23 protein-coding genes are annotated in these 21,691 nt (G+C 67.6%); all 23 read left to right on the top strand.

What is annotated here, in order from left to right; translation table 11 throughout:
• Positions 1–1,067 (top strand): HAD-IIA family hydrolase (locus B4M62_RS03585; RefSeq protein WP_290705287.1); only part of this gene is annotated, 1,067 nt, incomplete at its 5' end.
• Between the two features lie 12 nt (positions 1,068–1,079).
• A complete protein-coding gene (locus B4M62_RS03580) occupies positions 1,080–1,355 on the top strand; it encodes a hypothetical protein (RefSeq protein ID WP_290705284.1) in 276 nt (91 codons plus the stop codon).
• A 3-nt stretch (positions 1,356–1,358) separates the two neighbouring features.
• Complete coding sequence (locus B4M62_RS03575) at positions 1,359–2,252, top strand: TlyA family RNA methyltransferase (RefSeq protein WP_290705281.1); 894 nt, start codon at positions 1,359–1,361, stop codon at positions 2,250–2,252.
• Between the two features lie 68 nt (positions 2,253–2,320).
• On the top strand, positions 2,321–3,310 hold the full coding sequence (locus B4M62_RS03570) for an NAD kinase (RefSeq protein WP_290705278.1): 990 nt from the start codon (positions 2,321–2,323) through the stop codon (positions 3,308–3,310).
• Entirely contained in the window at positions 3,311–5,101 is a 1,791-nt protein-coding gene (recN, locus tag B4M62_RS03565) for a DNA repair protein RecN (protein ID WP_290705275.1), read from the top strand.
• A 90-nt stretch (positions 5,102–5,191) separates the two neighbouring features.
• Positions 5,192–5,686 carry a DUF2382 domain-containing protein gene (locus B4M62_RS03560; protein ID WP_290705272.1) on the top strand — a complete coding sequence of 165 codons (495 nt, stop codon included), beginning with the start codon at positions 5,192–5,194 and terminating at the stop codon, positions 5,684–5,686.
• Positions 5,687–5,791: 105 nt separating this feature from the next.
• Positions 5,792–6,583 carry a YsnF/AvaK domain-containing protein gene (locus tag B4M62_RS03555; protein ID WP_290705270.1) on the top strand — a complete coding sequence of 264 codons (792 nt, stop codon included), beginning with the start codon at positions 5,792–5,794 and terminating at the stop codon, positions 6,581–6,583.
• A gap of 165 nt (positions 6,584–6,748) precedes the next feature.
• Positions 6,749–7,933, top strand: a complete 1,185-nt coding sequence (gene steA, locus B4M62_RS03550; RefSeq protein ID WP_290705267.1) for a putative cytokinetic ring protein SteA — start codon at positions 6,749–6,751, stop codon at positions 7,931–7,933.
• Positions 7,934–7,952: 19 nt separating this feature from the next.
• Positions 7,953–8,870, top strand: coding sequence for a copper transporter (locus B4M62_RS03545; RefSeq protein ID WP_290705264.1), 918 nt, complete (start codon positions 7,953–7,955; stop codon positions 8,868–8,870).
• Positions 8,871–8,995: 125 nt separating this feature from the next.
• Positions 8,996–10,717 (top strand): CTP synthase, encoded by a 1,722-nt coding sequence (locus B4M62_RS03540; protein WP_290705261.1) that lies wholly within the window; start codon positions 8,996–8,998, stop codon positions 10,715–10,717.
• 7 nt (positions 10,718–10,724) lie between these two features.
• Positions 10,725–11,366, top strand: a complete 642-nt coding sequence (locus B4M62_RS03535; RefSeq protein ID WP_290705258.1) for an NUDIX domain-containing protein — start codon at positions 10,725–10,727, stop codon at positions 11,364–11,366.
• A gap of 5 nt (positions 11,367–11,371) precedes the next feature.
• Positions 11,372–12,301 carry a site-specific tyrosine recombinase XerD gene (gene xerD, locus B4M62_RS03530; RefSeq protein ID WP_290705255.1) on the top strand — a complete coding sequence of 310 codons (930 nt, stop codon included), beginning with the start codon at positions 11,372–11,374 and terminating at the stop codon, positions 12,299–12,301.
• A 41-nt stretch (positions 12,302–12,342) separates the two neighbouring features.
• Positions 12,343–13,281, top strand: a complete 939-nt coding sequence (locus B4M62_RS03525) for a ParA family protein (protein WP_414651765.1) — start codon at positions 12,343–12,345, stop codon at positions 13,279–13,281.
• Positions 13,278–14,108, top strand: coding sequence for a segregation and condensation protein A (locus B4M62_RS03520; RefSeq protein WP_290705252.1), 831 nt, complete (start codon positions 13,278–13,280; stop codon positions 14,106–14,108). Before B4M62_RS03525 ends, B4M62_RS03520 begins: the two co-directional genes overlap by 4 nt.
• Positions 14,105–14,806 (top strand): SMC-Scp complex subunit ScpB, encoded by a 702-nt coding sequence (gene scpB / locus B4M62_RS03515; RefSeq protein WP_290705249.1) that lies wholly within the window; start codon positions 14,105–14,107, stop codon positions 14,804–14,806. Before B4M62_RS03520 ends, scpB begins: the two co-directional genes overlap by 4 nt.
• 5 nt (positions 14,807–14,811) lie before the next feature.
• A complete protein-coding gene (locus B4M62_RS03510; protein ID WP_290705246.1) occupies positions 14,812–15,747 on the top strand; it encodes a pseudouridine synthase in 936 nt (311 codons plus the stop codon).
• A gap of 65 nt (positions 15,748–15,812) precedes the next feature.
• On the top strand, positions 15,813–16,430 hold the full coding sequence (cmk, locus tag B4M62_RS03505; protein ID WP_414651767.1) for a (d)CMP kinase: 618 nt from the start codon (positions 15,813–15,815) through the stop codon (positions 16,428–16,430).
• Positions 16,427–17,866 (top strand): ribosome biogenesis GTPase Der, encoded by a 1,440-nt coding sequence (der, locus tag B4M62_RS03500; protein WP_290705240.1) that lies wholly within the window; start codon positions 16,427–16,429, stop codon positions 17,864–17,866. The genes cmk and der overlap by 4 nt, the downstream gene beginning before the upstream one ends.
• A gap of 67 nt (positions 17,867–17,933) precedes the next feature.
• A complete protein-coding gene (locus tag B4M62_RS03495; protein ID WP_290705237.1) occupies positions 17,934–18,392 on the top strand; it encodes a DUF4878 domain-containing protein in 459 nt (152 codons plus the stop codon).
• A 34-nt stretch (positions 18,393–18,426) separates the two neighbouring features.
• Positions 18,427–19,455, top strand: coding sequence for a heme/hemin ABC transporter substrate-binding protein (locus tag B4M62_RS03490; RefSeq protein WP_290705234.1), 1,029 nt, complete (start codon positions 18,427–18,429; stop codon positions 19,453–19,455).
• A gap of 4 nt (positions 19,456–19,459) precedes the next feature.
• Positions 19,460–20,518, top strand: coding sequence for a FecCD family ABC transporter permease (locus B4M62_RS03485; protein ID WP_414651766.1), 1,059 nt, complete (start codon positions 19,460–19,462; stop codon positions 20,516–20,518).
• On the top strand, positions 20,515–21,300 hold the full coding sequence (locus B4M62_RS03480; protein ID WP_290705231.1) for a heme ABC transporter ATP-binding protein: 786 nt from the start codon (positions 20,515–20,517) through the stop codon (positions 21,298–21,300). The genes B4M62_RS03485 and B4M62_RS03480 overlap by 4 nt, the downstream gene beginning before the upstream one ends.
• 26 nt (positions 21,301–21,326) lie before the next feature.
• The gene (locus B4M62_RS03475) at positions 21,327–21,608 is read left to right on the top strand and encodes a hypothetical protein (protein WP_344716855.1); all 282 of its coding nucleotides are present in this window, start codon (positions 21,327–21,329) and stop codon (positions 21,606–21,608) included.
• Positions 21,609–21,691: the final 83 nt, after the last annotated feature.

Genomic DNA, 21,691 nt, shown 5'->3' with positions numbered 1-21,691 from the left:
AGGTGTCGGCGGCTGTGCCCGTGGCGTCGGCGGCTGTGCCCGGAGTTCCGTCGACTGTGCCCACGCTCGCTGAGGAGTTTGACGCGGTATTACTCGATCTCGACGGGACGGTATTCGCCGGGCATCGTCCCATCCCCGGAGCTGTGGAGGCCGTCGCCGAGCTTCCGCACGAGACGGTCCGCTACGTCACAAACAATGCGAGTCGGCGACCGGCGCAGGTCGCCGCCCACCTGTGCGAGCTCGGTTTTTCGGCGACACCGGATCAAGTCGTGACCAGCGCTCAGGCCGGCGCCCGGCTCGTGGCCCAACAGGTTCCCGCCGGTTCGACGGTCCTCGTGGTCGGAACCGATGGTTTGGCCGCCGAGATCGGTGAGGTCGGGCTGGTGCCCACCCGGTCCGCCGATGATGCACCGCGCGCGGTCATCCAAGGTCATTCGCCCCAGACTGATTGGGCTGCGCTGTCCGAGGCCGCGCTGGCCATTGCTGCCGGTGCGGTGTGGGTTGCCACGAATGTCGACACGACGCTGCCCAGTGAGCGGGGCTTGCTCGTCGGCAACGGCTCAATGGTTGCCGCGGTGGCGTCGGCGACGAAGGCGTCCCCGTTGATCGCGGGCAAACCGGCGTTGCCGCTGCTGCGCGATGCAATCGCCAGTGTCGGCGCCGCCAATCCGCTCGTCGTCGGTGATCGGTTGGACACCGACATCGAAGGTGCCAACGCGGTGGGCGTCGACAGTCTTCTGGTGCTCACCGGTGTGAGCTCGCTGCGCGATGTACTGGCCGCACCGGCGGCCCGGCGACCGACCCATATCGGCGTCACGCTGGGCGCACTGACCGCCCCTGCCGCGTTGAGTGCCGTGGGTGGCCGCCACCGCTGGACGGTGACGGGCCGCGGATCCTCGCTGACCATTGCCGCAGACTCCGACGATGCTGATCCCTTATCGGCGATCCCGGCGCTTGTGGCGCAGGTCTGGGCACGTGGAATGTCGGCGCAGGAAGCGGCCGACCTCACGGTGACCTCGGCTAACTCCGCAGTGGCCGATCTGCTTGGCGGCCTCGGCGTCGGCTAACGTGGAAGCATCATGACCAGTCCTGACTTCGCCCAGGGCGCGCCACGACCTGGGCCGCGCCTGTCGGCGGCAGCGGCGCTGCCGTCTCCGGTGTCGCCAGAGAAGGTGGTCTCGGCGATTGGTGAGATGCTCGACGAACTCGACGAACTCGGCCGCCACGTCGCCGATGGTGACGGCGGCTCGCCGCTATCACTCGCACAGCTCGGTGTCCTCGATCGTCAGGCCGATCTGCTGGAGCGCGCTCACCGCGTGCTCGCCGATGCCTTGTCCGCCATCGATCACGCCTGACCGATGGCTCCACGCGCGCGTCTCGACGCGGAATTGGTCCGGCGGGGATTGGCGCGCTCGCGTGAGCACGCCAGCGCGCTGATAGCGGCGGGCGAGGTGTCGGTCAACGGAACGGCCGCGACGAAGCCGGCGACGAACGTCGCGAGGGACGCGCCCATCGTCGTCGCGGTGCCCACCCATCAGTGGGCCTCGCGCGGGGCACACAAACTGATCGGGGCACTCGACTCGTTCGAACCGGCGGGGTTGTCGGTGACCGGTCGGCGGTGTCTGGACGCCGGCGCGTCGACCGGCGGCTTCACCGACGTTCTGCTCAATCGGGGTGCCGTGAGCGTAGCTGCCGTCGATGTGGGCTATGGCCAGTTGGTGTGGCGGCTGAGATCGGACGAGCGGGTACACGTGCTGGACCGGACCAACGTCCGATCGCTGACCGCGGAGCAGATTGGTGGGCCGGTGGATCTAACCGTGTCGGACCTTTCCTTCATTTCGCTTCGGCTGGTCCTCCCGGCGCTGGCGGCCTCCACGAAGCCCGGTGGGGATCTCGTACCGATGATCAAACCGCAGTTCGAGGTCGGCAAGGACCGTGTCGGTGCCGGCGGGGTCGTCCGTGACCCGGCGCTGCGCACGGAGGCGGTCCTGTCGGTAGCCCGCTGGGCAGTTGCTCTGGGACTGGGCCTGCGCGACGTCGGTGCGTCGCCTCTGCCCGGGCCATCAGGCAATGTCGAGTATTTCTTGTGGCTCACGCGCAACTGCGACGACGACGAGCTGGCGAGGCGGACCGCACAGTTGCCGGCAGCCTTGTCGGCGGACCCCGATACGCTGGTGGGCATAGACAGCGGGTTCGATCGCGAGGCCGTCGCCGACCTTATCGCCGGCGTCGTGGCGTCGGGACCGCAGTAGGCCCATCGACCGCGCCCGCAGGGTGGGGACGAGGACAGAGAGCGAGCGCAGACCGTGAGCACCGAGCAGTGAGCAGTGGGCAGGACCGTCGCGCATTTCTTGTTGTTGCGAATACCGGCCGGGCTGAACATAGCGGCGCGATGGCGGCGATCGCGTCGCGCTGCGTCGAGGGCGACGTCGAATTACGCGTCGTCGATCCCGACAAGCGGAATTCGGCGAGTGGTGCCCAAGTAGACATCGACCGACTGCGGGCACTGGGCGCGACGGTGACGCGCGTGGAGCCGGATGAATCGGCCGGGCAGGACTGCGAGGTGGTTATCGCCCTCGGCGGCGACGGCACCTTCCTTCGGGCCGCCGAACTCGCCTATCCCGCCTCGGCTCCGGCGATCGGAGTCAACCTCGGCCACATCGGTTTCCTGGCCGAGGCAGAGGCCGGATCGATCGATGAGGTGATGTCTCGACTGGTGCAGGGCCGCTATACCGTCGAGCCGCGGATGACGCTGGACGTCACGGTGATCGGCCCTGATGGTGCGACGCTGGCGCGGACGTGGGCACTCAATGAGGTCGTTGTGCAGAACGATGCGCACCGTGGCGTGCTCGAACTGATCACGGAGGTCGATGGCCGGCCGGTTTCTGCTTTCGGTGCCGACGGCGTCATGGTGTCCACGCCCACCGGTTCCACGGCCTACGCCTTTTCCGCCGGCGGGCCGGTGATGTGGCCCGATCTTGAAGCGATACTCGTGGTGCCCAGCAACGCCCACGCATTGTTCGCGCGACCGATGGTCACCTCCCCGCATTCGCGGGTGGCCGTGGAGGTGGAGTCGCTGCACCCGGCCCTGGCGGTGTGTGATGGCCGTCGGTCGTTCCCGTTACCCCCGGGAGCGAGGGTGGAGGTGGTCCGCAGCGAGCGATCGGTGAAGTGGGTCCGGATTGATGCGGAGCCCTTCGCGGATCGGCTGGTGACGAAGTTCAGCCTCCCGGTGACGGGTTGGCGGGGCCGCTCACGAGTTCCCGGCGCCCGGGCCCAGTCACCCAGCAGACCGGAGGGGAAGGGCTAGATGCTGGAGGAGTTGTCGATCAGCGGCTTAGGCGTTCTGGAGAACGCCTCGGCCGAGTTCGGTCCGGGTTTTACCGTGCTCACCGGGGAGACGGGTGCGGGCAAGACGATGGTTGTCACGAGCCTGCACTTGCTATCCGGCGGCCGCGCGGACGCGAGCCGGGTCCGCACCGGGCACAGCAAAGCGATTGTCGAGGGGCGGTTCCGGCTCGGTGATGAGGCGTCGGCAATCAGTGAGCTTCTTGAATCGGCGGGCGCCGAGGCGGACGACGACGCGTCGCTCATCGCCGTGCGCACCGTCGGATCGGATGGGCGTTCGCGTGCTCATCTGGGCGGTCGGTCCGTACCGGTGGGTGTGCTGGGTCAGGTCACCACTTCGATGTTGACCATCCACGGGCAGAACGATCAGTTGCGGCTGCTGCGCGCCGATCAGCAACGGGCCGCACTCGACCGATTCGCTGGGCCGGGGGTGGCGGCCGCGATCGAGGTCTATCGAAACGCTCGTTCGCGGTGGATCCACCTTGCCGATGAGTTGGCGCAGCGTCGGGCGAGTTCGTTCGAGCTGGCGCAAGAGGCCGATCGGTTGCGATTCGCCGTGCAGGAACTCGACGCGATAGATCCACAGCCGGACGAGGATGTTGCGCTGACCGCGACGATCAAGCGGCTGACCGATCTGGAGACAGTGCGGGCTGCGGGCGCGCATGGGCACGCACTTGTCTCCGGCGACGGTGAGGACGGCGCGGGGGTGATCGCCGAGCTCGGCCAGGTGCGCACGCTGCTCGAGTCGTCTGGCGACGAGGGTTTGCGAGCATTGTTGCCACGGGTGCAGGAGGCGTTGGCGGTGGTCACCGATCTCGCAGCGGACCTGGCTGGCATCGTTGGCAGCCTTCCGGTCGACGCGGCTGAGCTCGACCAGCTGCTCGTGCGACAGAGCGAGCTCAAATCGTTGACTCGCAAGTACGCCCCGGACATCAACGGTGTGCGGCAATGGTGGGTGCAGGCGCGGGCGCGACTGGCCGAGATCGATGATCCGGTCGAGTCGATCGAAGAGCTGGTTGAGACTGTGGCGGCAGTGGCGGCCGAGGTTGCCGCGGCCGCCTCCGCCCTGCGTGTGCTGCGAATGGCCGCCGCCAAGGAATTGGGGGAGCGGGTCACCGAGGAGTTGGGCGGACTGGCGATGGGTGATGCCGCTCTGCAGGTGACCGTCGTTCCCGACGTGTGTGCTGACGACGGACCCCCCGGTGGCGAGTATCCGGCAGGTGTTCCGTCGGCGGTGTCGCCGGCGATGCGGCGCACGTTGGTGGTGGACGGGCAGCGGTGCCATGTGGGTGGGCACGGCGCCGATATCGTCGAGTTCGCGCTGGTGCCGCATCGCGACGCGGTACCGCTGCCGATCACGAAGTCGGCGTCTGGCGGTGAGCTGTCGCGGGTCATGCTGGCCCTCGAGGTCGTGCTTGCCTCGCCGGATGGGGGTTCGGTGATGGTGTTCGACGAGGTGGATGCCGGTGTGGGCGGCCGCGCGGCGGTGGAAATCGGGCGTCGATTGGCGCGACTCGCGCGTAATCACCAGGTCATCGTGGTGACGCACCTGCCGCAGGTAGCGGCCTTCGCCGACCATCATGTCGTCATCGGCAAGGATGCCGGCGGCCGGACCAGCACCGTTGCCACCCTGGCCGGTGAGGAGCGCGTGGCTGAACTGGCGAGGATGCTGGCGGGACTCGGAGACACCGAAACGGGGCGTGCGCACGCCGAGGAACTGCTGACGACCGCGCAGGCCGACCGGATCCGCTGAAACCGCTGCATTCCAGATCGGTAACCCTTCGAGGCCAGAATACCTACGCGGGCTCCACAAACGGGTGGGTGCGGCGTTAGTCTGTTGCCTATGGATGTGACGCGAGGTGCTGCAGAGAACCCGGATTCTCCGCAGCAGGGGAAGATGACGGTTGGTTTGCATCAGGAATACCTGACTGCGAAGACGCGTGAAGTGGTCACCGGTATCGCTCAGGTGCGCACATCGGTCGTGACCGAAAACGAGGAACTCTCGGTTCCCGTCAGCCGGGAGTTCGTCGAGGTTGATCGGGTGGTGGTCGATGACCGCGAGGTTGACGAGGTGCCCAGTCCGTATTGGGACGGTGACACTTTCGTCGTTCCGGTTGTCGAAGAGGAAATAGTCGTCGTCAAACGATTGGTGGTCCGCGAGGAGGTGCGCGTCACGCGGCATCGCAAGACGAAGAACGTCGTCGTCGATGGCGAGGTTCGGCGGCAACGCGTCGACGTGGTGCAAGTCGATCCGCATCATCGGGTGCGCGCAGAGATTCCAATCGAGACCCGAAGCGATTCGAATACCGGGCGTCACGGACACGTCGGCAACGATTAGGGTTTCCTTTCGAATCGGACTTGCCCAATTGGCGCGGACCGATCTGTCACGATGTATACAAACTCACACAGTGTTGACCAGTAGGCTTAACGGAGGGAATGCGAAATGATTGTGACTTTCGCCGGGTACGACATCAAGGTCGGTACCCCTGTGGTTTCTCGGGACGGTGCCGAAGTCGGCACTGTTTCCGATACGCAGGGCGCCGATCTCATCATCGATGTCCACAACAACGCGGCTAATATGCTCCTGGCGGAGAGCGGTGTCGCAGCTTTCGAGCCGGACTTCATCCGGCTCGACGTGACTGCGGCACAGGTTGCCGAGGGCGACTGGGTTGCCGTTGGCGGAGCACCCGAGACGGCCCCGGCACCGTTGGCCTCCGTGGCCGAGCCGGTCTCGACTCCCGAGCCGGTCCCAACTCCGGTCCAGGCTCCAACTCCGGTCCAGGCTCCGGAGCCGGTCCCGACTCCGGAGCCGGTTTCCCCGCCCGTTCCCGCCGCGGTCCCGGCGGCTCCGGCGGCTTCGGCGGCACGCACGGTGGAGCTGCACGCCGAGGACCTGGTGGCCGCTAAACGTGAGGTGCCGACGGGCGTGGTCAAGGTCCACAAGAAAGTTGTTGTCGACAATGCTTCGCTCGACGTCGACGTCTTTGAGGAGAAGCTCACGGTGAACCGCACCGAGCTCAACGATGACGTGGTCGACCCGAGCTACGCCTTCGAGGAAGGTGTGTTCGAGATCGAGTTGCGCGGCGAAGAAGTCGAGGTTGGCAAGCGGGTGCGCCGCATCGGCCAGGTCGAGTTCGGCAAGGAGCGGCAGACGCGCACGCAGCGGGTGACCGGTCAGACCCGGCGGGAGGAACTCGAGTTCGACGAGCAGCCATACGGGGATTCGACCGCCTAGATCTTCCACCCGATCCCGGTGATCGGCAGAGCCCCGCGTCGTGCTCCGTGACGTGGGGCTTTCGCCTCTCCTTCGGTGGGGTAGGTGCGACTGCTGTGACAAAAGTGGTTGGTGTTACGGCGCGCCTTCGTGCGCTGCCCGGACAAACCACACATGATGTGCGGTATGAAGATGCCTGCCGTACTCAGCCGTTCCCAAGCAAATCTGCCTGGCACCAGTGGAATCGCCAGGATCGACAAGGACACCAAGCGGCTTCTCGAACGAGTCGGCCCCGGCGATGTCGTCATCCTCGACGAGGTCGACCTGGACCGAACTACGGCAGACGCCCTGGTCAAGGCTCAAGTGGAGGCCGTGGTCAACGCCGCACCGTCGATTTCGGGCCGCTACCCGAACTTGGGGCCGGAGGTCTTGGTCGCGTCGGGAATCGCCCTGCTCGACAACGTGGGTACCGAAGTCTTCACCAAGGTGCGCGACGGTGTGAAGGTCCGGATCAACGATGGCAGGCTCTACATCGGTGAGCGCCGGGTCGCGCTCGGCAGCGAACTGCTGGAAACCGACATCGCCGATCAGATGATCGATGCGAAGTCCGGAGTCGTCGACCATCTCGAGGCTTTCTCCGGTAACACCATCGAGTACCTGCGCAGTGAATCGCCCCTGCTCATCGACGGAGTCGGGGTACCCGAGGTCGATGTTGAACTCGACGGAATGCACGTCGTGGTGGTAGCCGATGGTCCCGACCATGTCGCTCAACTGCGTGCGCTCAAGCCGTTCATCCGGGAGTACTCGCCGGTCATGATCGGTGTCGGGGCCGGAGCCGACGCATTACTCAAGGCCGGCTACCGGCCGGCATTGATCGTCGGCGATCCGGATGAGATCTCGCGCGACACCCTGCGCTCGGGAGCGCAGTTGGTGCTACCCGCGGACACCGACGGCCACGCCGTCGGGCTGACCCGCATCCAGGATCTGGGGGTGGGTGCCATCACCTTCCCGGCGGCGGGTTCCGCAGCGGACCTGGCGCTTCTGCTCGCCGATCACCACGGTGCGGATCTGATCGTGACGGTCGGCTTCGGTGGGGGACTCGACGACTTCTTCGACCGTTCGCGGCGGGAGAGCAACCCATCGACGTTCCTGACCCGGCTGAAGGTCGGGCCGAAACTGGTCGACGCGCGGGCCGTCGCTTCGCTCTACCGGAGCCGGGGCTCCGGCATGGGGATCGCCTTGCTCGTACTGGCCACGCTGGTAGCCGTGATCGCCACGCTGATGCTCTCGGGCAACGGGGCCGGTGTGGTCGACTACCTGGTGCAGCAATGGCACCAGCTCGTTGCGTGGGCGACCGGGCTCGTGAACTGACGACGTAGCAGCGACATCTGTGATTTCACTCCGCCAGCACGCGATCTCCTTGGTCGCCGTTTTCGCCGCCCTCATCATCGGTCTGTTCCTCGGAACCGGCTTTCTCGGCGACAAGGTGAACTCGCTGACCGGGACCAGCCGGGACCGAATCGGCGACCTCAACGACCAGCTCGACGAGGCGAATGCGGCCCGCAACGCCTCCGATGGCTTCGCCCACGCCGTCGCGCCCCGCCTGTTGCACGATCAGCTTGCCAAGAAGAGCGTCGTGGTCGTGACGGTGCCCAACTCGGCCGACGACGACGTCACCGCGGTCAAGGAGTCGCTGTCGTCGGCGGGTGCCCGCTTTGCCGGGCAGCTGGCCCTGACCACCGGACTCCTGCGCGATCGGGAGAGTGAAAAGCTGCGGTCGATCATCGACCAGTCGATTCCGCCCGGGCGGAATCTGCGTCCTGAGCTCACCGATTCGGGCGGACGCCTCGGCGACTTGCTGGGGCTGCTGCTTCAAACCGGACCCAGTCGCGGCAACCTGCCCGCGGCCGAGGTGGCCACGTCGTTGCAGTCGTTGCGCGAGGGGGGCTTCATCTCCTTCACCGATGGTGCGCTTAATCCAGGTCAGCTCGTGGTCGTCGTGGCCGGGGGAGCATTCCCGGCTGACTCGGGCGCGCAGGGGCAACTCGTCGGCCGGTTCGCCGGAGCGTTCGCCGCGCGCGGACTCGGCGGGGTGCTCGCCGGGCGGGTCGGGTCGGCGAAGGGCGGATCACCGGTCGCCATCGTCCGGGCCGATCCGTCGTTGAGCAACTCGGTTGCCACCGTCGACAACGTCAATCAGCCAATCGGCCGGATCACCACGGTGCTCGCCCTTCGTCAGGCGAATCAGGGCAAGCCGGGTGCCTACGGGATCGGTGCGGGTGCGATCGCCATCACACCGCCGGCCTGATTCCTGCCTTCCCGCGACACGGCGGGCCCGGTGATGCACGGATTGCGGCACCGAGGTGTTACCGTGAAGTCCCGTAGGTAACCGGGGTTTCAGTCCCCGGATCGGTACCGATCGGGAGAGTTTGCTTGCGACCTTTGCGCCACGGAAGTGCTGGCACCAAACACATCTTCGTCACTGGCGGCGTCGCCTCGTCGCTCGGCAAGGGATTGACCGCTTCAAGCCTCGGTCAACTCCTCACCGCGCGCGGCCTGCACGTCACGATGCAGAAGCTCGATCCCTATCTCAACGTCGATCCGGGCACGATGGATCCGTTTCAGCACGGCGAGGTTTTCGTCACCGAAGACGGTGCCGAAACCGACCTGGACGTCGGCCACTACGAGCGCTTCCTCGACGTCAACCTGTCGCAGGCGGCCAATGTCACCACCGGGCAGGTGTACTCGACGGTCATCGCCAAAGAACGGCGCGGCGAGTATCTGGGCCAGACCGTGCAGGTCATCCCGCATATCACCGATGAGATCAAACGACGTGTGCTCGACATGCGCGAACCGGGCGAGGACGGGGTGCGCCCCGATGTCGTCATCACCGAGATCGGCGGTACGGTCGGCGACATTGAGTCGCAGCCGTTCATCGAGGCCGCCCGGCAGATCCGCCACGATGTGGGACGGGACAATGTCTTCTTTCTGCATGTCTCCCTCGTCCCGTATCTCGCCCCGTCGGGGGAGTTGAAGACCAAGCCGACGCAGCACTCCGTCGCCGCGTTGCGCAACGTCGGTATTCAGCCCGATGCCCTGATCCTGCGCTGCGATCGGGACGTCCCGGAGGGGTTAAAGCAAAAGATCGCGCTCATGTGCGACGTCGACATCGAGGGCGTCATCTCCACGCCGGACGCACCGAGTATCTACGACATCCCGAAGGTCCTGCACGCCGAGAGCCTCGACGCCTATGTGGTCCGGAAGCTGGGTCTGCCCTTCCGCGACGTCGACTGGTCGGTGTGGGGGGAATTGCTCCGCCGCGTGCACGAGCCCAGAGAGACCGTCCGGGTCGCCCTCGTGGGCAAGTACGTCGACCTGCCCGATGCCTACTTGTCGGTGACCGAGGCCATTCGGGCCGGCGGGTTCGCGCACCGGGCGCGCACGGAGATCGTGTGGGTGCAGTCGGATCTGTGTGCCACCGATGCCGGTGCCCAGCACGAGCTCGGCGACGTCGACGCGATCTTGGTTCCCGGCGGCTTCGGCATCCGTGGTATCGAGGGCAAGGTCGGAGCGATCCGCTATGCCCGCCGGCGCGGCATTCCCTTGCTGGGCCTGTGCCTCGGGTTGCAGTGCGTGGTGATCGAGGCGGCGCGCTCGGTCGGATTCGACGATGCGAACTCGACCGAGTTCGAGCCCGACACCACCCACCCGGTGATTTCGGTGATGGCCGACCAGGAGGAGGTCGTCGCGGGCGAGGCCGATCTGGGCGGCACGATGCGACTCGGCTCCTACCCGGCCATCCTCGGGGAGGACACCCAGGTCGCACGGGCCTACGGCGAGACCGAGGTCACCGAGCGTCACCGCCACCGGTTCGAGGTCAACAACGCCTACCGCGACAAGATCGCCGAGTCCGGACTGGTCTTTTCGGGGACTTCGCCGGACGGGCGGCTCGTCGAGTTCGTCGAGTACCCACGCGAACAGCACCCGTTCCTCATCGCAACGCAGGCCCACCCGGAGCTCAAGTCGCGTCCGACCCGGCCACATCCACTCTTCCGCGGCCTCATCGCCGCAGCGCTGGCGTACAAGGCCGCCGAGCGACTGCCGGTCGAGATCCCGCGGCGCGACGACGACGTCGCACCGGTCCCCGCGGAGTAGTTCGGTCATGCCCGGTGGTCAGCACGAGTTCACCGTCACCGCCTCGAGCGTCCAATACGACGGAGCGATAGTGGCGTTCCGCGTCGACGATGTGGTGATGCCCGGCGGGCGCACCGCGCGCCGCGAAGTCGTCGAGCATCCGGGCGCCGTCGCCGTCGTGGCCCTCGACGCACAGCGGCGTATCGCGCTGGTGACCCAGTACCGGCACCCCGTCCGCCGGCGGTTGTGGGAGTTGCCCGCCGGTCTGCTCGACGCGGCGGGGGAAGAGCCGGTCGCCGCCGCTGCGCGCGAACTCGCCGAGGAGGTTGATCTTGCCGCGGATCGCTGGGAGGTTCTCGTCGACCTCGCGGTTTCGCCCGGGTTCACCGATGAGGCCTTGCGAGTCTTTCTGGCGCGCGGGTTGAGTGCGCTGCCGGCCGCGGATCGGGTCGATGAGGAGGCTGACCTGCGCTGGTCGTGGGTGGCGCTGGACGAGGCGGTAGCGATGGCGTTGCGCGGCGAGATCGTCAATGCCACCGCGGTGGCCGGGATCCTCGCCGCGGCCCGCGTCATCGAACGAGGGGACTCGGTCCGACCGGTGGATACCCCGTGGACCGATCGGCCGGTGGCGTTCGATCGCCGCAAGGCGGCGCGGGGTGAGCAGGGCTGACCACGATGGCGCCATCCCTGGACGAACAGGTGAACCGATACCTCGATCACCTGGTGGTGGAACGTGGCGTGGCGGCGAACACCGCTTCGTCGTATCGCCGGGACCTGTGGCGATACCGGGACTTTCTGGCATCCTGCGCGATCATCCACCTCGGCGACGTCGAGGAGTCGCACGTGCGGGACTTCCTCGTCGCCCTGCGATCACCCGCCCCGGAGGGCGCTGACGGATCGGTGGCGCTGGCGGAGAGCTCGATCGCGCGCACGCTGGTGGCCGTACGCGGTTTGCACAAGTTCGCACTCGCCGAAGGCCTGTGCAGCAGCGACCCCGCTCGCGCGATTCGGCCGCCCAAACCCGCACAACGGTTGCCCAAAGCACTGTCGATCAGCGATGTCGACGCCATCCTGGCAGGTGCGGGCGGTGACGAGCCCCGAGGGCTGCGCGACCGTGCGCTGCTGGAGCTGTTGTACAGCTGTGGTGCACGGATCTCCGAGGTCGTCTCGCTCGACGTCGACGACCTCGACCTGTCGCACCGCGCCGTTTTGCTTCGCGGCAAGGGCGGCAAACAACGGTTGGTGCCGGTCGGCGGGCCGGCTGCCGAGGCGGTCGAGACCTATCTGGTCCGTGCGCGTCCGACCCTCGCCGCAACACGCAGCGGGCCCGCGGTATTCCTCAATGCCCGGGGTGGGCGCCTATCGCGCCAGAGCGCGTGGCAAATCCTGTCCGATGCGGCGGCCCGAGCCGGAATCACGACGGCGGTCTCGCCGCACACGCTGCGGCACAGCTTCGCGACGCATCTCCTCGAGGGCGGGGCCGATGTGCGGGTCGTGCAGGAATTACTGGGCCACGCCTCGGTGACGACGACCCAGGTCTACACGCTGGTTACCGTCTCGACATTGCGCGAGGTCTACGCCACCGCACATCCCCGCGCCCGCTAGGGTGGACTCAGTCATCGAGCCGAAGAGAGGAGTCGCGGTCTGTGAGCACGCCGGAGCCCGACGACAAGTATCGCCTGTCGGTGAGTAGCTCGGGCGCCGACGACGAGGCCGACTCCCCCCAGGGGATCGCCGGCGGCGAACTCGGTCCGACGGGGCGCCCGGTGCGCGAGATCCCAGTGCCGCGGCCGCTGAGTTCGCACGGACCGGCGACGATCGTCGCGGTCTGCAACCAGAAGGGCGGCGTCGGCAAGACCACGTCGACGATCAACATCGGCGCTGCGCTCGCCGAGTACGGGCGTCGGGTGCTGCTCGTCGACCTCGACCCCCAGGGTGCCCTGTCGGCCGGGTTGGGGGTGGCCCACCACGAACTCGAACAGACCGTGCACAACCTGCTGGTGGCGCCGCTGGCGTCCATCGATGACGTGTTGCAGCGCACGCGAGTCGAGGGGATGGACCTGCTTCCCAGCAACATCGACCTGTCGGCCGCCGAGATCCAGCTGGTCAACGAGGTGGGCCGGGAACAGACGCTGGGCCGGGCCTTGCACCCCGTCGTCGACCGCTACGACTACGTTCTGATTGACTGCCAGCCGTCGTTGGGCCTACTCACGGTGAATGCGCTGGCCTGCTCGGACCGCGTGCTCATCCCAATGGAGTGTGAGTACTTCAGCCTGCGCGGACTCGCCCTGCTCACCGACACCATCGAGAAGGTGCGCGACCGGCTGAATCCGCGGCTGGAGATCGGCGGCATTCTGGCCACGATGTTCGACCCGCGGACCGTGCACTCGCGCGACGTCATGGCGCGGGTGGTCGAGGTGTTCGGCGAGGTCGTCTTCGATACCGCGATCAACCGGACTGTCCGGTTCCCGGAGACCAGCGTTGCCGGTGAGCCGATCATTTCCTGGGCGCCGAAGTCGGCGGGGGCCCGCGCGTACCGCGATGTTGCCGCCGAGGTCATCGCCCGCGACGCCGAGCATCCGTGATCCCACCCGCCGGGCCGGGCCGCCCGGTCGAGCCGGCGGCCGACGCCGGGTTCCGGGTCAGCCTCGCGAACTTCGAAGGCCCGTTCGACCTGCTGCTCAACTTGATCAGCCAGCACCGGCTCGACGTCACCGAGGTCGCGCTGCACGAGGTCACCGACGACTTCATCGCCTACACCAAGGCGATGGGTGACCAGATGGACCTGGAGCAGACCACCGAGTTCCTGGTCGTGGCGGCCACCCTGCTCGACTTGAAGGCCGCCCGGCTGCTCCCCGCTGGGGAAGTGGACGACCTCGAGGACTTGGCGCTGCTGGAGGCCCGCGACCTGCTGTTCGCGCGACTTCTCCAATATCGGGCCTACAAGCAGGCGGCGGCGCTGTTCGCCGAACTCGAGGCGACCGCACTTCAGCGCTATCCGCGCGCCGTCGCCCTCGAAGACCAATTCGCACAGCTGCTACCGGAGGTGACGCTGGGCGTGGATCCGCGGGGATTCGCCGAGGTCGCCGCGGCGGCGCTGACGCCCAAGCCGGTCCCCACCGTGGGCCTCGATCACCTGCATATCCCGAAGGTTTCGGTGCCCGAGCAGGCCAAGCGGCTTTCGGTGTTGCTGCGCGGTGCCCCGAACGGCAGCCTGACTTTCGGCGAACTCGTCGCCGAGTGCGTGAACGGGCTCGAAGTCGTGGCCCGGTTCCTGGGGCTGTTGGAGCTGTACCGCGAGCGTGCGGTCGGATTCGAACAGGAAGTGGCGCTGGGAATACTCATCGTCAACTGGACTGGCGATCGCGCCGTCGACGAGCTGAGCATGGAGCGAGTGGAGGACTACGGATGAGCGACGACTCGACGCAGACGACCCTGGACGCGGAAGACGCGATCATTCTCGACGATGCGGGGCTGCGATCGGCACTCGAAGCGGTGTTGCTCGTCGTGGACACCCCGGTATCGGTGGAGGAACTCGCGACCGCCACCGACCAGGACCGCCTGCGCGTCAAAGAGATGCTGACCCGGATGTCGAACGACCTGACCATGGCGGGCAGCGGCATCGACCTGCGGTACACCGCCGACGGGTGGCGGTTTTACACCCGCGCCGAATTCGCGCCCTACGTGGAGCGACTACTACTCGATGGCGCGCGTTCGAAGCTGACCCGCGCAGCCTTGGAGACGCTGGCCGTCATCGGCTATCGGCAGCCAGTGAGCCGGGCGCGCGTTTCGGCGATCCGCGGCGTCAATGTTGACGGCGTGATCCGCACGCTCGTCGCGCGCGGACTCATCTACGAGGCCGGCACCGATCCGCAGACCTCGGCCACGACCTACGGGACCACCGAACTATTCCTCGAGCGACTCGGGCTCGCGTCACTGTCGGAGCTGCCGGATCTGGGACCACTGTTACCCGATGTCGACCTGATCGAGGACCTCACCGAGGAGCTGACGTCGGATCCGCGATTCGCCAAACTCGGCGCTGGCCAGGCACAATCGGAAGAACCCACCACAGCGCCGGAAGCGGCGCCAGACGACCACGATCAGGACTGAGGACAATGGCATCCGCTAGCCGCGACGGCACACCGGGACCCCGACGATCAGGCGGCAAACCGCGCACGAGCTCGCGGGTCAATGCCGCGTCGGGCAAGGTTCGGTTGAACAACGCCAAGCCCGCCAAGCGTCAGCACCGCCCGCCCGAGGATCGTGCCGAGGGTGAGTTCGTCGGCTCCGCCGGAGCGCCCGAGGACCCGTACAATCCGTCCGGCACCCGGTTGCAGAAGGTCCTTGCCGCTGCTGGGGTCGCGTCGCGTCGCGGAGCCGAAGAGTTGATCGCGGCCGGTCGGGTGAGCGTCGACGGCGTCGTCGTCACCGAGCAGGGGATGCGTGTGGATCCCCGGCAGGTCATCGTCCGGGTCGACGGCGTGCGAGTCCTCATCGACGAGGACATGACTTATCTGGCGCTCAACAAGCCGGCCGGGTACCACTCGACGATGGCCGATGATCAGGGCCGTCCCTGTATCGGCGACCTCGTGGCCGAGCGGGTCATGGCCGGGCAGCGACTGTTCCACGTCGGCCGCCTCGATGCCGAGACCGAAGGGCTGTTGTTGCTCACCAACGACGGCGATCTCGCCCACCGGCTGATGCATCCCTCGTTCGAGGTGCCCAAGACCTACCTGGCGACCGTGCGCGGCGAGGTGCCGCGCTCGCTGTCGCGCCACGTGCGCGAGGGAATCGAACTCGACGACGGCCTCGTTCACGTCGACGAGTTCGTACCGCTGCAGGTGTGGGATGGTTCGTCGCTGGTGCGGATCACATTGCACGAGGGCCGCAATCGCATCGTTCGCCGTCTGATGGACCATCTCGGGCACTCGGTAACGCGGCTCGTCCGGACCGACGTCGGGCCGATCCATCTCGGTGACCAGCGGCCGGGCTCGATTCGGGCGCTGGGCCGCGACGAGATCGGCGCGTTGTACAAGGCGGTGGGGTTGTGATCGCGCCGGCGACCGTCGTCGCGATCGACGGCCCGGCGGGCACCGGCAAGTCCTCGGTGTCGCGAATGCTGGCGGACCGGGTGGGCGCCCAATACCTCGACACCGGTGCCATGTACCGGGCAGCGAGCCTGGCGGTGTTGCGCAGCGGCATACCTGTCGATGACGGGTCGGCCGTCGCCGATCTCGTCGACACGCTGTCGATCGACCTTCGGGACGGGCCCGACGGCACCGTGGTCGCGCTCGACGGCGAGGACGTCTCCACGGCGATCCGTGCCGACGACGTCACCGACGCCGTGTCGGCGGTGGCGGCGAACCCGCGGGTCCGCGCGCGGATGGTCGATCTGCAGCGCCGCGTCGCAGGGGGGCGCTTCGTCGTTGTCGAGGGCCGGGACATCGGCACCGTCGTCTTCCCCGATGCGGAGCTCAAAGTCTTTCTGACCGCCACGCCGGACGAGCGCGCGCGGCGCCGTCACCGGCAGAATCGTGCTGCTGGACGCGACAGCGACCTCGCGCAGGTGTTGGCGAGCGTGAACCGGCGCGATCACCTGGATTCGACTCGGGCGGCGTCCCCGCTGCGCCGCGCCGAGGACGCGGTCGAGTTCGATACCAGCGACCTCACGGTGGAGCAGGTTCTCACAGGTTTGATCGAGTTAGTGGACCAACGGATCGGAGTGCGACGGTGAGCGACGAGATTCTCGGGGTGGAAGCACTTCCGGGTGACGGCGTGTGGGCCGACGAAGCCGACTGGGAGATCGTCGACGCGGCCGGCGGCGACGCGGCCGCCGACGTGGCGGCAGCACTGCCGTCGGTGGCGATCGTCGGCCGCCCCAACGTTGGCAAGTCGACCTTGGTGAACCGATTCCTCGGTCGGCGCGAGGCCGTGGTGGAAGACCTGCCGGGAGTGACGCGCGACCGGGTCTCCTATTCGGCGAGCTGGTCGGGCCGGTCGTTTCTGGTGGTCGATACCGGCGGCTGGGAGCCCGATGCGAGGGGGCTCCAGCAGGCGGTCGCCGATCAGGCCGAGCGGGCGATGGCGGCGGTCGACGCGATCGTGCTGGTCGTCGACGCCACGGTGGGTCCGACGGCGACCGACGAAGCGGTCGCGCGGGTCCTGCGGCGCGCAAAGGTGCCGGTGCTGTTGGCCGCCAACAAAGTCGACAGTGAACGAGCCGAAGCCGATGCGGCCGCCCTGTGGTCACTGGGCCTGGGCGAGCCGCACCCGGTGTCGGCCGCACACGGGCGCGGCGCCGGTGACCTCCTCGACGAGGTGCTCAAAGTGCTGCCCGAGCGAACCGGGGTCGCCGCGCCATCGGGGGGACCGCGCCGAGTGGCGCTGGTCGGCAAACCGAACGTCGGCAAGAGTTCTCTGCTCAACAAACTTGCGGGCCACGAGCGTTCGGTCGTCGACAATGTGGCCGGCACGACAGTCGATCCGGTCGACGAGCTCATCGAGCTCGACGGTCAGACGTGGCTGTTCGTCGACACGGCCGGGCTGCGCCGCAAGGTGCGCACCGCATCCGGTCACGAGTACTACGCCTCGCTGCGGACCCGGTCGGCATTGGAGGCCGCCGAGGTCGCGATCCTGCTGATCGACGCCTCGGAGCCGCTCACCGAGCAGGACTTGCGGGTACTCGGGCTGATCGTCGAGACGGGACGCGCGCTGGTCATCGTATTCAACAAATGGGATCTCGTCGACGAGGAGCGGCGTCTCACCCTCGACCGCGAGATCGACCGCGAGTTGAGCCGGGTGCCGTGGGCGTCGCGGGTCAACATCTCGGCGATGACCGGGCGGGCGGTGGGCAAGCTGGTGCCCGCGCTGGACGAGGCCCTGGCGTCGTGGGACAAGCGGATCGGTACCGGGCAGCTCAATAATTGGATCAAGGACATCGTCGCGGCCAACCCGCCCCCGGTGCGCGGTGGGCGCCAGCCCCGGATCATGTTCGCCACCCAGGCGGCGACTCGGCCGCCGACGTTCGTGCTGTTCACCACGGGCTTTCTCGAAGCCGGATATCGTCGGTTCCTGGAGCGTCGCCTGCGTGAGGAGTTCGGCTTCCACGGTTCGCCGGTGCGCATCAACGTGCGGGTGCGCGACAAGCGCGAGCAGCGCCGCAAACGCTGAGAACTTGATTGTTAGGATGTCCTTATTCCGGAGTCGCACGACATCCGCGAGACGAGAGGAAGCCGTCATGATTCTTCGCATTGCCGGTGCGGTGAGTGCCCTGGCTGCCGTCGCACTGTTCGGCGTGGTCGGCTGTACCAACTCCGAGGAAGCCTCGACATCGACGGGCTCGACGCCTTCGGTGGTCCAGGCGCAGGAGATTCTGCGCACCCTCATCAGTCCGGACACCACGCCGGCGGCGGCGGCCGCGCTGGTGGATTCGCCAGACGGGTCGTGGGGGGCCAAGCTGCACGCGTTCGCGCTGGCGGCCGCGCGCGGCGGATACACGCCGGACAAGTTCACGGTGCAGTCGGTTGCCGCGGAGGGGGCGGACACGGCAGTCGCCCAGGTGTCGGTGGCCAGTCCGCATGCGCCCGCGCCCGTCACCGTGCCCTATACGTTCAACCGGGTGAATGGCACGTGGAAGCTGTCGCCGGAGTCGGCGCAGGCTCTGGTCGGCATGGCCGCGACGAAGTCGCACTCCTGATCGCCCCCCGCCGGATCGCCACGGTCGTCCCTCAGTGAGGTCGGTACGCCGCGCCGCCGTCGCACTGCTCGCCTCGGGCCTGATGCTGGTGGGCGGCTGCTCGACGGCCCCCCTCGACGTCGGCGGATCGACTCCCGCTGAGACTGTGGTGCCTACCGGCCCCCGAACCGCCGCCATCCCCGCTGATCCGGTGCCCGTCGCCGTGAATCCGGTGCCGCAGCTGCCGACGACTGTTGCCTCGCTCGATGGCCCGAGCGTCACCGTGTCCGATGTCAATCGGATCGTCGCGCTCGACCGTTTCGGAACCTATGGGACGACCGTGTTCGCGCTTGGTCTGGGCCGCAACCTCGTGGGCCGCGATATTGCGACGAAGTTTCCGGCGGCACAACACATTCCGGTCCTGACCCCCGATGGCACCAACGCCAATCTGGAGGCACTGCTCGCCCTTCGGCCGACAATTGTGCTCGCCGATGCATCGCTCCCGTCGGTCTCGGCGCTGGCGGTTCGGCTGCGTGCGGCGCGGATACCGGTGGTGCTGGGCGATCCGGCGCGAAACCTCGACAATACGGCCGCTCAGCTGCGGGCGACGGCCGCCGCGCTGGGGGTGGTGCGCGCCGGTGCAGAACTGGTCCGGCGAACCGAGGCGCAGATCGCGGAGGCGAGGAGTCTCATTCCGAACCTGAAAACCAAGCCGAAGGTGGCGTTCCTGTACGCCCGCGGCACCGGCTTGATGATCCTGGGTGGTCCCGGATCGGGGGCATCGGAACTGATCGAGTTCCTCGGTGGGATCGACGCGGGTACCGCAGCCGGGTTGCGGGAGCCCTACACGTCCCTGACCGCTGAGGGATTGATCAAAGCGGCCCCGGACGTGCTCCTCATGATGACCGACGGGCTGGCTTCGGTTGGGGGGATCGACGGGTTGCTGCGGGTTCCCGGCGTCGCGCAGACGCCGGCCGGCCGGACTCGTAGCGTGATCGATATGGCCGACGGTCAGCTCCTGACGTTCGGGCCCCGCACCGGTGCGGTGGCCCTGGCCCTGGCCAAAGCCCTCTACCGGAGCTGATGTGGTGCACACGGATTCGCGGGCAGGGGAGATCCGGCGGGTGCGGGCGGGTGTCGCGCTCACGGTGGCTGTGGGCGTCACCGTCGTCGTCGCACTGTACGCGATGGCGACGGGTCAGAACCCGGTGCCGGTGAGCCAGGTCGTCGGCTCGCTGCTACACCACATCAGCATTCCGCTCGGTCCGTTACCGGACCAGGTCGGCGAGGACACGCTCTGGCAGGTGCGGATCCCGCGCGTCTACCTGGCGTTGGCTGTCGGCGCGGCGCTGGGCTGCGCCGGCGCGGTCCTCCAGGGGATATTCGCCAATCCGCTCGCCGAGCCAGGTGTCATCGGCGTCTCGTCGGGTGCTGCGGCGGGTGCGGCGGGAGTCATCGCCGTCGGCGGGTTGGGGGCGGCGGGCTATTTCGTCGCCGCGGGAGCATTCGCAGCGGGGCTGCTGACCACGCTGTTCGTCTACCTGGCCTCTCGTTCGGCGGGACGCACCCAAGTGGTCAGCCTGATCCTCACCGGTATCGCCGTCAATGCGTTCGCCGGCGGACTGATCGCCTTTTTCACCTATCGCGCCACGCCCGCCGCCCGGGACCAGATCGTGTTCTGGCAGATGGGCAGCCTAAATCGCGCGACGATGGACCAGGTGCTGCTGGTCGCCGCGCTCGTGCTGATCGGGCTGGTCGCGTCGATGCTGCTGGCCCGGCGAATCGATCTGCTGGCACTGGGCGAGTACACCGCCGGTCATCTGGGGGTCGACGTCGAGGGGCTGCGGCGCGTTTCGGTGGTCATCGTCGCCCTGTTGACGGCGGCGGCGGTCAGCTTCTGCGGCATCATCTTGTTCGTGGGCCTGGTCGTCCCGCATTTCATGCGGCTGATCGTCGGTCCTCGTCACGCCGTGTTGATTCCGGCGAGTGCCGTCGCTGGAGCATGCCTGCTGACGGCCGCGGATCTGGCGTCGCGCACGGTAGTGCCCTACGGTGAGCTGCCGATCGGCATGGTCACGAGCCTCGTCGGCGGCCCGGTGTTCTTGTTCCTGCTCCGGCGGGAGATGAAGCGCGGGGGATGGATATGACCGCGTTGCGCGTCAGCGGTCTCACCGTGTCGCGCGGCGGGCGTCAGGTTCTGGCCGACGTGTCGCTGGACCTCGCGGCGGGGGAGCTGCTGTGCCTGGTCGGGCCCAACGGCGCCGGCAAGTCGACGTTGGTCTCGGCGATCGCGGGCACGCTGGCCGTGTCGGCGGGAACCGTTGAACTCCTTGGCGATCCGATTGCGGGAATGTCGAAGATCAACCAGGCAAGACGGCGCGCCGTGCTCCCTCAGGAGCACAGCATCGGGTTCACGTTCACCTGTGCGGAGGTCGTTCAGATGGCGCGGCACGCTTGGTCGCGCACCGCGAACCGCCACGCCGACGACGCCGCGGTCGCCAGTGCCATGGCAGCGTGTGACGTGACGGGTTTCGCCACGCGCAGCTTCGGGAGCTTGTCCGGTGGCGAGCGGGGACGGGTCGCGCTGGCCCGGGTGTTGGCCCAGGACACCCCGATCCTGTTGCTCGACGAGCCGACCGCGGCGATGGACCCGCACTACCAGGAGCAGGTCATGGCGATCGTGCGGCGCCAGGTCGATGCGGGGGCCGCGGCACTCGTCGTCGTCCATGATCTCAATCTCGCCGCCGCCTACAGCGACCGCGTCGCCGTCCTGGCCCCCGACAAGAACGGTTGCGGTCGCCTGGTGGCCATCGGTGCCCCGCGCGAAACCCTGAGTGCCGAGCGGGTCAGCGAGGTGTACGGGCTGGCCATGGACGCGCACGACATCGCCGGTCAGCATGTGATCCTGCCGCGGCGCGCACCGGACTGAGTGGGCCGTATGCGATACTTTCGGACATGAGTGCTGCTGGACTGATCGTCATCGGAGTCATTCTTTTCGGCATGATCGTCGGCGGATTAGCGCAGTTGATCCTCGGGACGGCGAAGGTCACGACCATCGATTGGTCACTCGCGTTCTTCTCCGGCATCGCCGGTTCGTTCGTCGGCGGTCTGCTGCACAGCCTGATCACCGGGCAGGGGTTCGCGATCCGGCCGATCGGGCTCATCTGGTCCCTGGTCGGCGCGATCATCGTGACGGCAGGCTATGTCTGGTACCGCAAGCGTGCGGTGGCCAAGTAGGCGGCCGAGCCGATTTTTCCACGCCGACGCGCGTGCGATAAGGTAGGTCTCGCTCTAGCGAGCAACGGGCTGTGGCGCAGTTT

Source organism: Gordonia sp. UBA5067 (genome assembly GCF_002414845.1).
Classification (GTDB): domain Bacteria; phylum Actinomycetota; class Actinomycetes; order Mycobacteriales; family Mycobacteriaceae; genus Gordonia; species Gordonia defluvii.
The sequence above is the reverse complement of the archived record's forward strand: the minus strand, read 5'-3'. Positions and strand labels throughout refer to the sequence as shown.

Excerpts from the sequence above, each read along its gene's own strand:
- B4M62_RS03555 (WP_290705270.1), top strand. The coding sequence starts at position 5,792 with ATGATTGTGACTTTCGCCGGGTACGACATCAAGGTCGGTACCCCTGTG.
- B4M62_RS03580 (WP_290705284.1), top strand. The coding sequence starts at position 1,080 with ATGACCAGTCCTGACTTCGCCCAGGGCGCGCCACGACCTGGGCCGCGC.
- B4M62_RS03475 (WP_344716855.1), top strand. The coding sequence starts at position 21,327 with ATGAGTGCTGCTGGACTGATCGTCATCGGAGTCATTCTTTTCGGCATG.
- B4M62_RS03560 (WP_290705272.1), top strand. The coding sequence starts at position 5,192 with ATGGATGTGACGCGAGGTGCTGCAGAGAACCCGGATTCTCCGCAGCAG.
- recN (WP_290705275.1), top strand. The coding sequence starts at position 3,311 with ATGCTGGAGGAGTTGTCGATCAGCGGCTTAGGCGTTCTGGAGAACGCC.
- B4M62_RS03510 (WP_290705246.1), top strand. The coding sequence starts at position 14,812 with ATGGCATCCGCTAGCCGCGACGGCACACCGGGACCCCGACGATCAGGC.
- B4M62_RS03575 (WP_290705281.1), top strand. The coding sequence starts at position 1,359 with ATGGCTCCACGCGCGCGTCTCGACGCGGAATTGGTCCGGCGGGGATTG.
- xerD (WP_290705255.1), top strand. The coding sequence starts at position 11,372 with ATGGCGCCATCCCTGGACGAACAGGTGAACCGATACCTCGATCACCTG.
- B4M62_RS03480 (WP_290705231.1), top strand. The coding sequence starts at position 20,515 with ATGACCGCGTTGCGCGTCAGCGGTCTCACCGTGTCGCGCGGCGGGCGT.
- cmk (WP_414651767.1), top strand. The coding sequence starts at position 15,813 with ATGCTGGCGGACCGGGTGGGCGCCCAATACCTCGACACCGGTGCCATG.
- scpB (WP_290705249.1), top strand. The coding sequence starts at position 14,105 with ATGAGCGACGACTCGACGCAGACGACCCTGGACGCGGAAGACGCGATC.
- B4M62_RS03495 (WP_290705237.1), top strand. The coding sequence starts at position 17,934 with ATGATTCTTCGCATTGCCGGTGCGGTGAGTGCCCTGGCTGCCGTCGCA.
- B4M62_RS03535 (WP_290705258.1), top strand. The coding sequence starts at position 10,725 with ATGCCCGGTGGTCAGCACGAGTTCACCGTCACCGCCTCGAGCGTCCAA.
- steA (WP_290705267.1), top strand. The coding sequence starts at position 6,749 with ATGAAGATGCCTGCCGTACTCAGCCGTTCCCAAGCAAATCTGCCTGGC.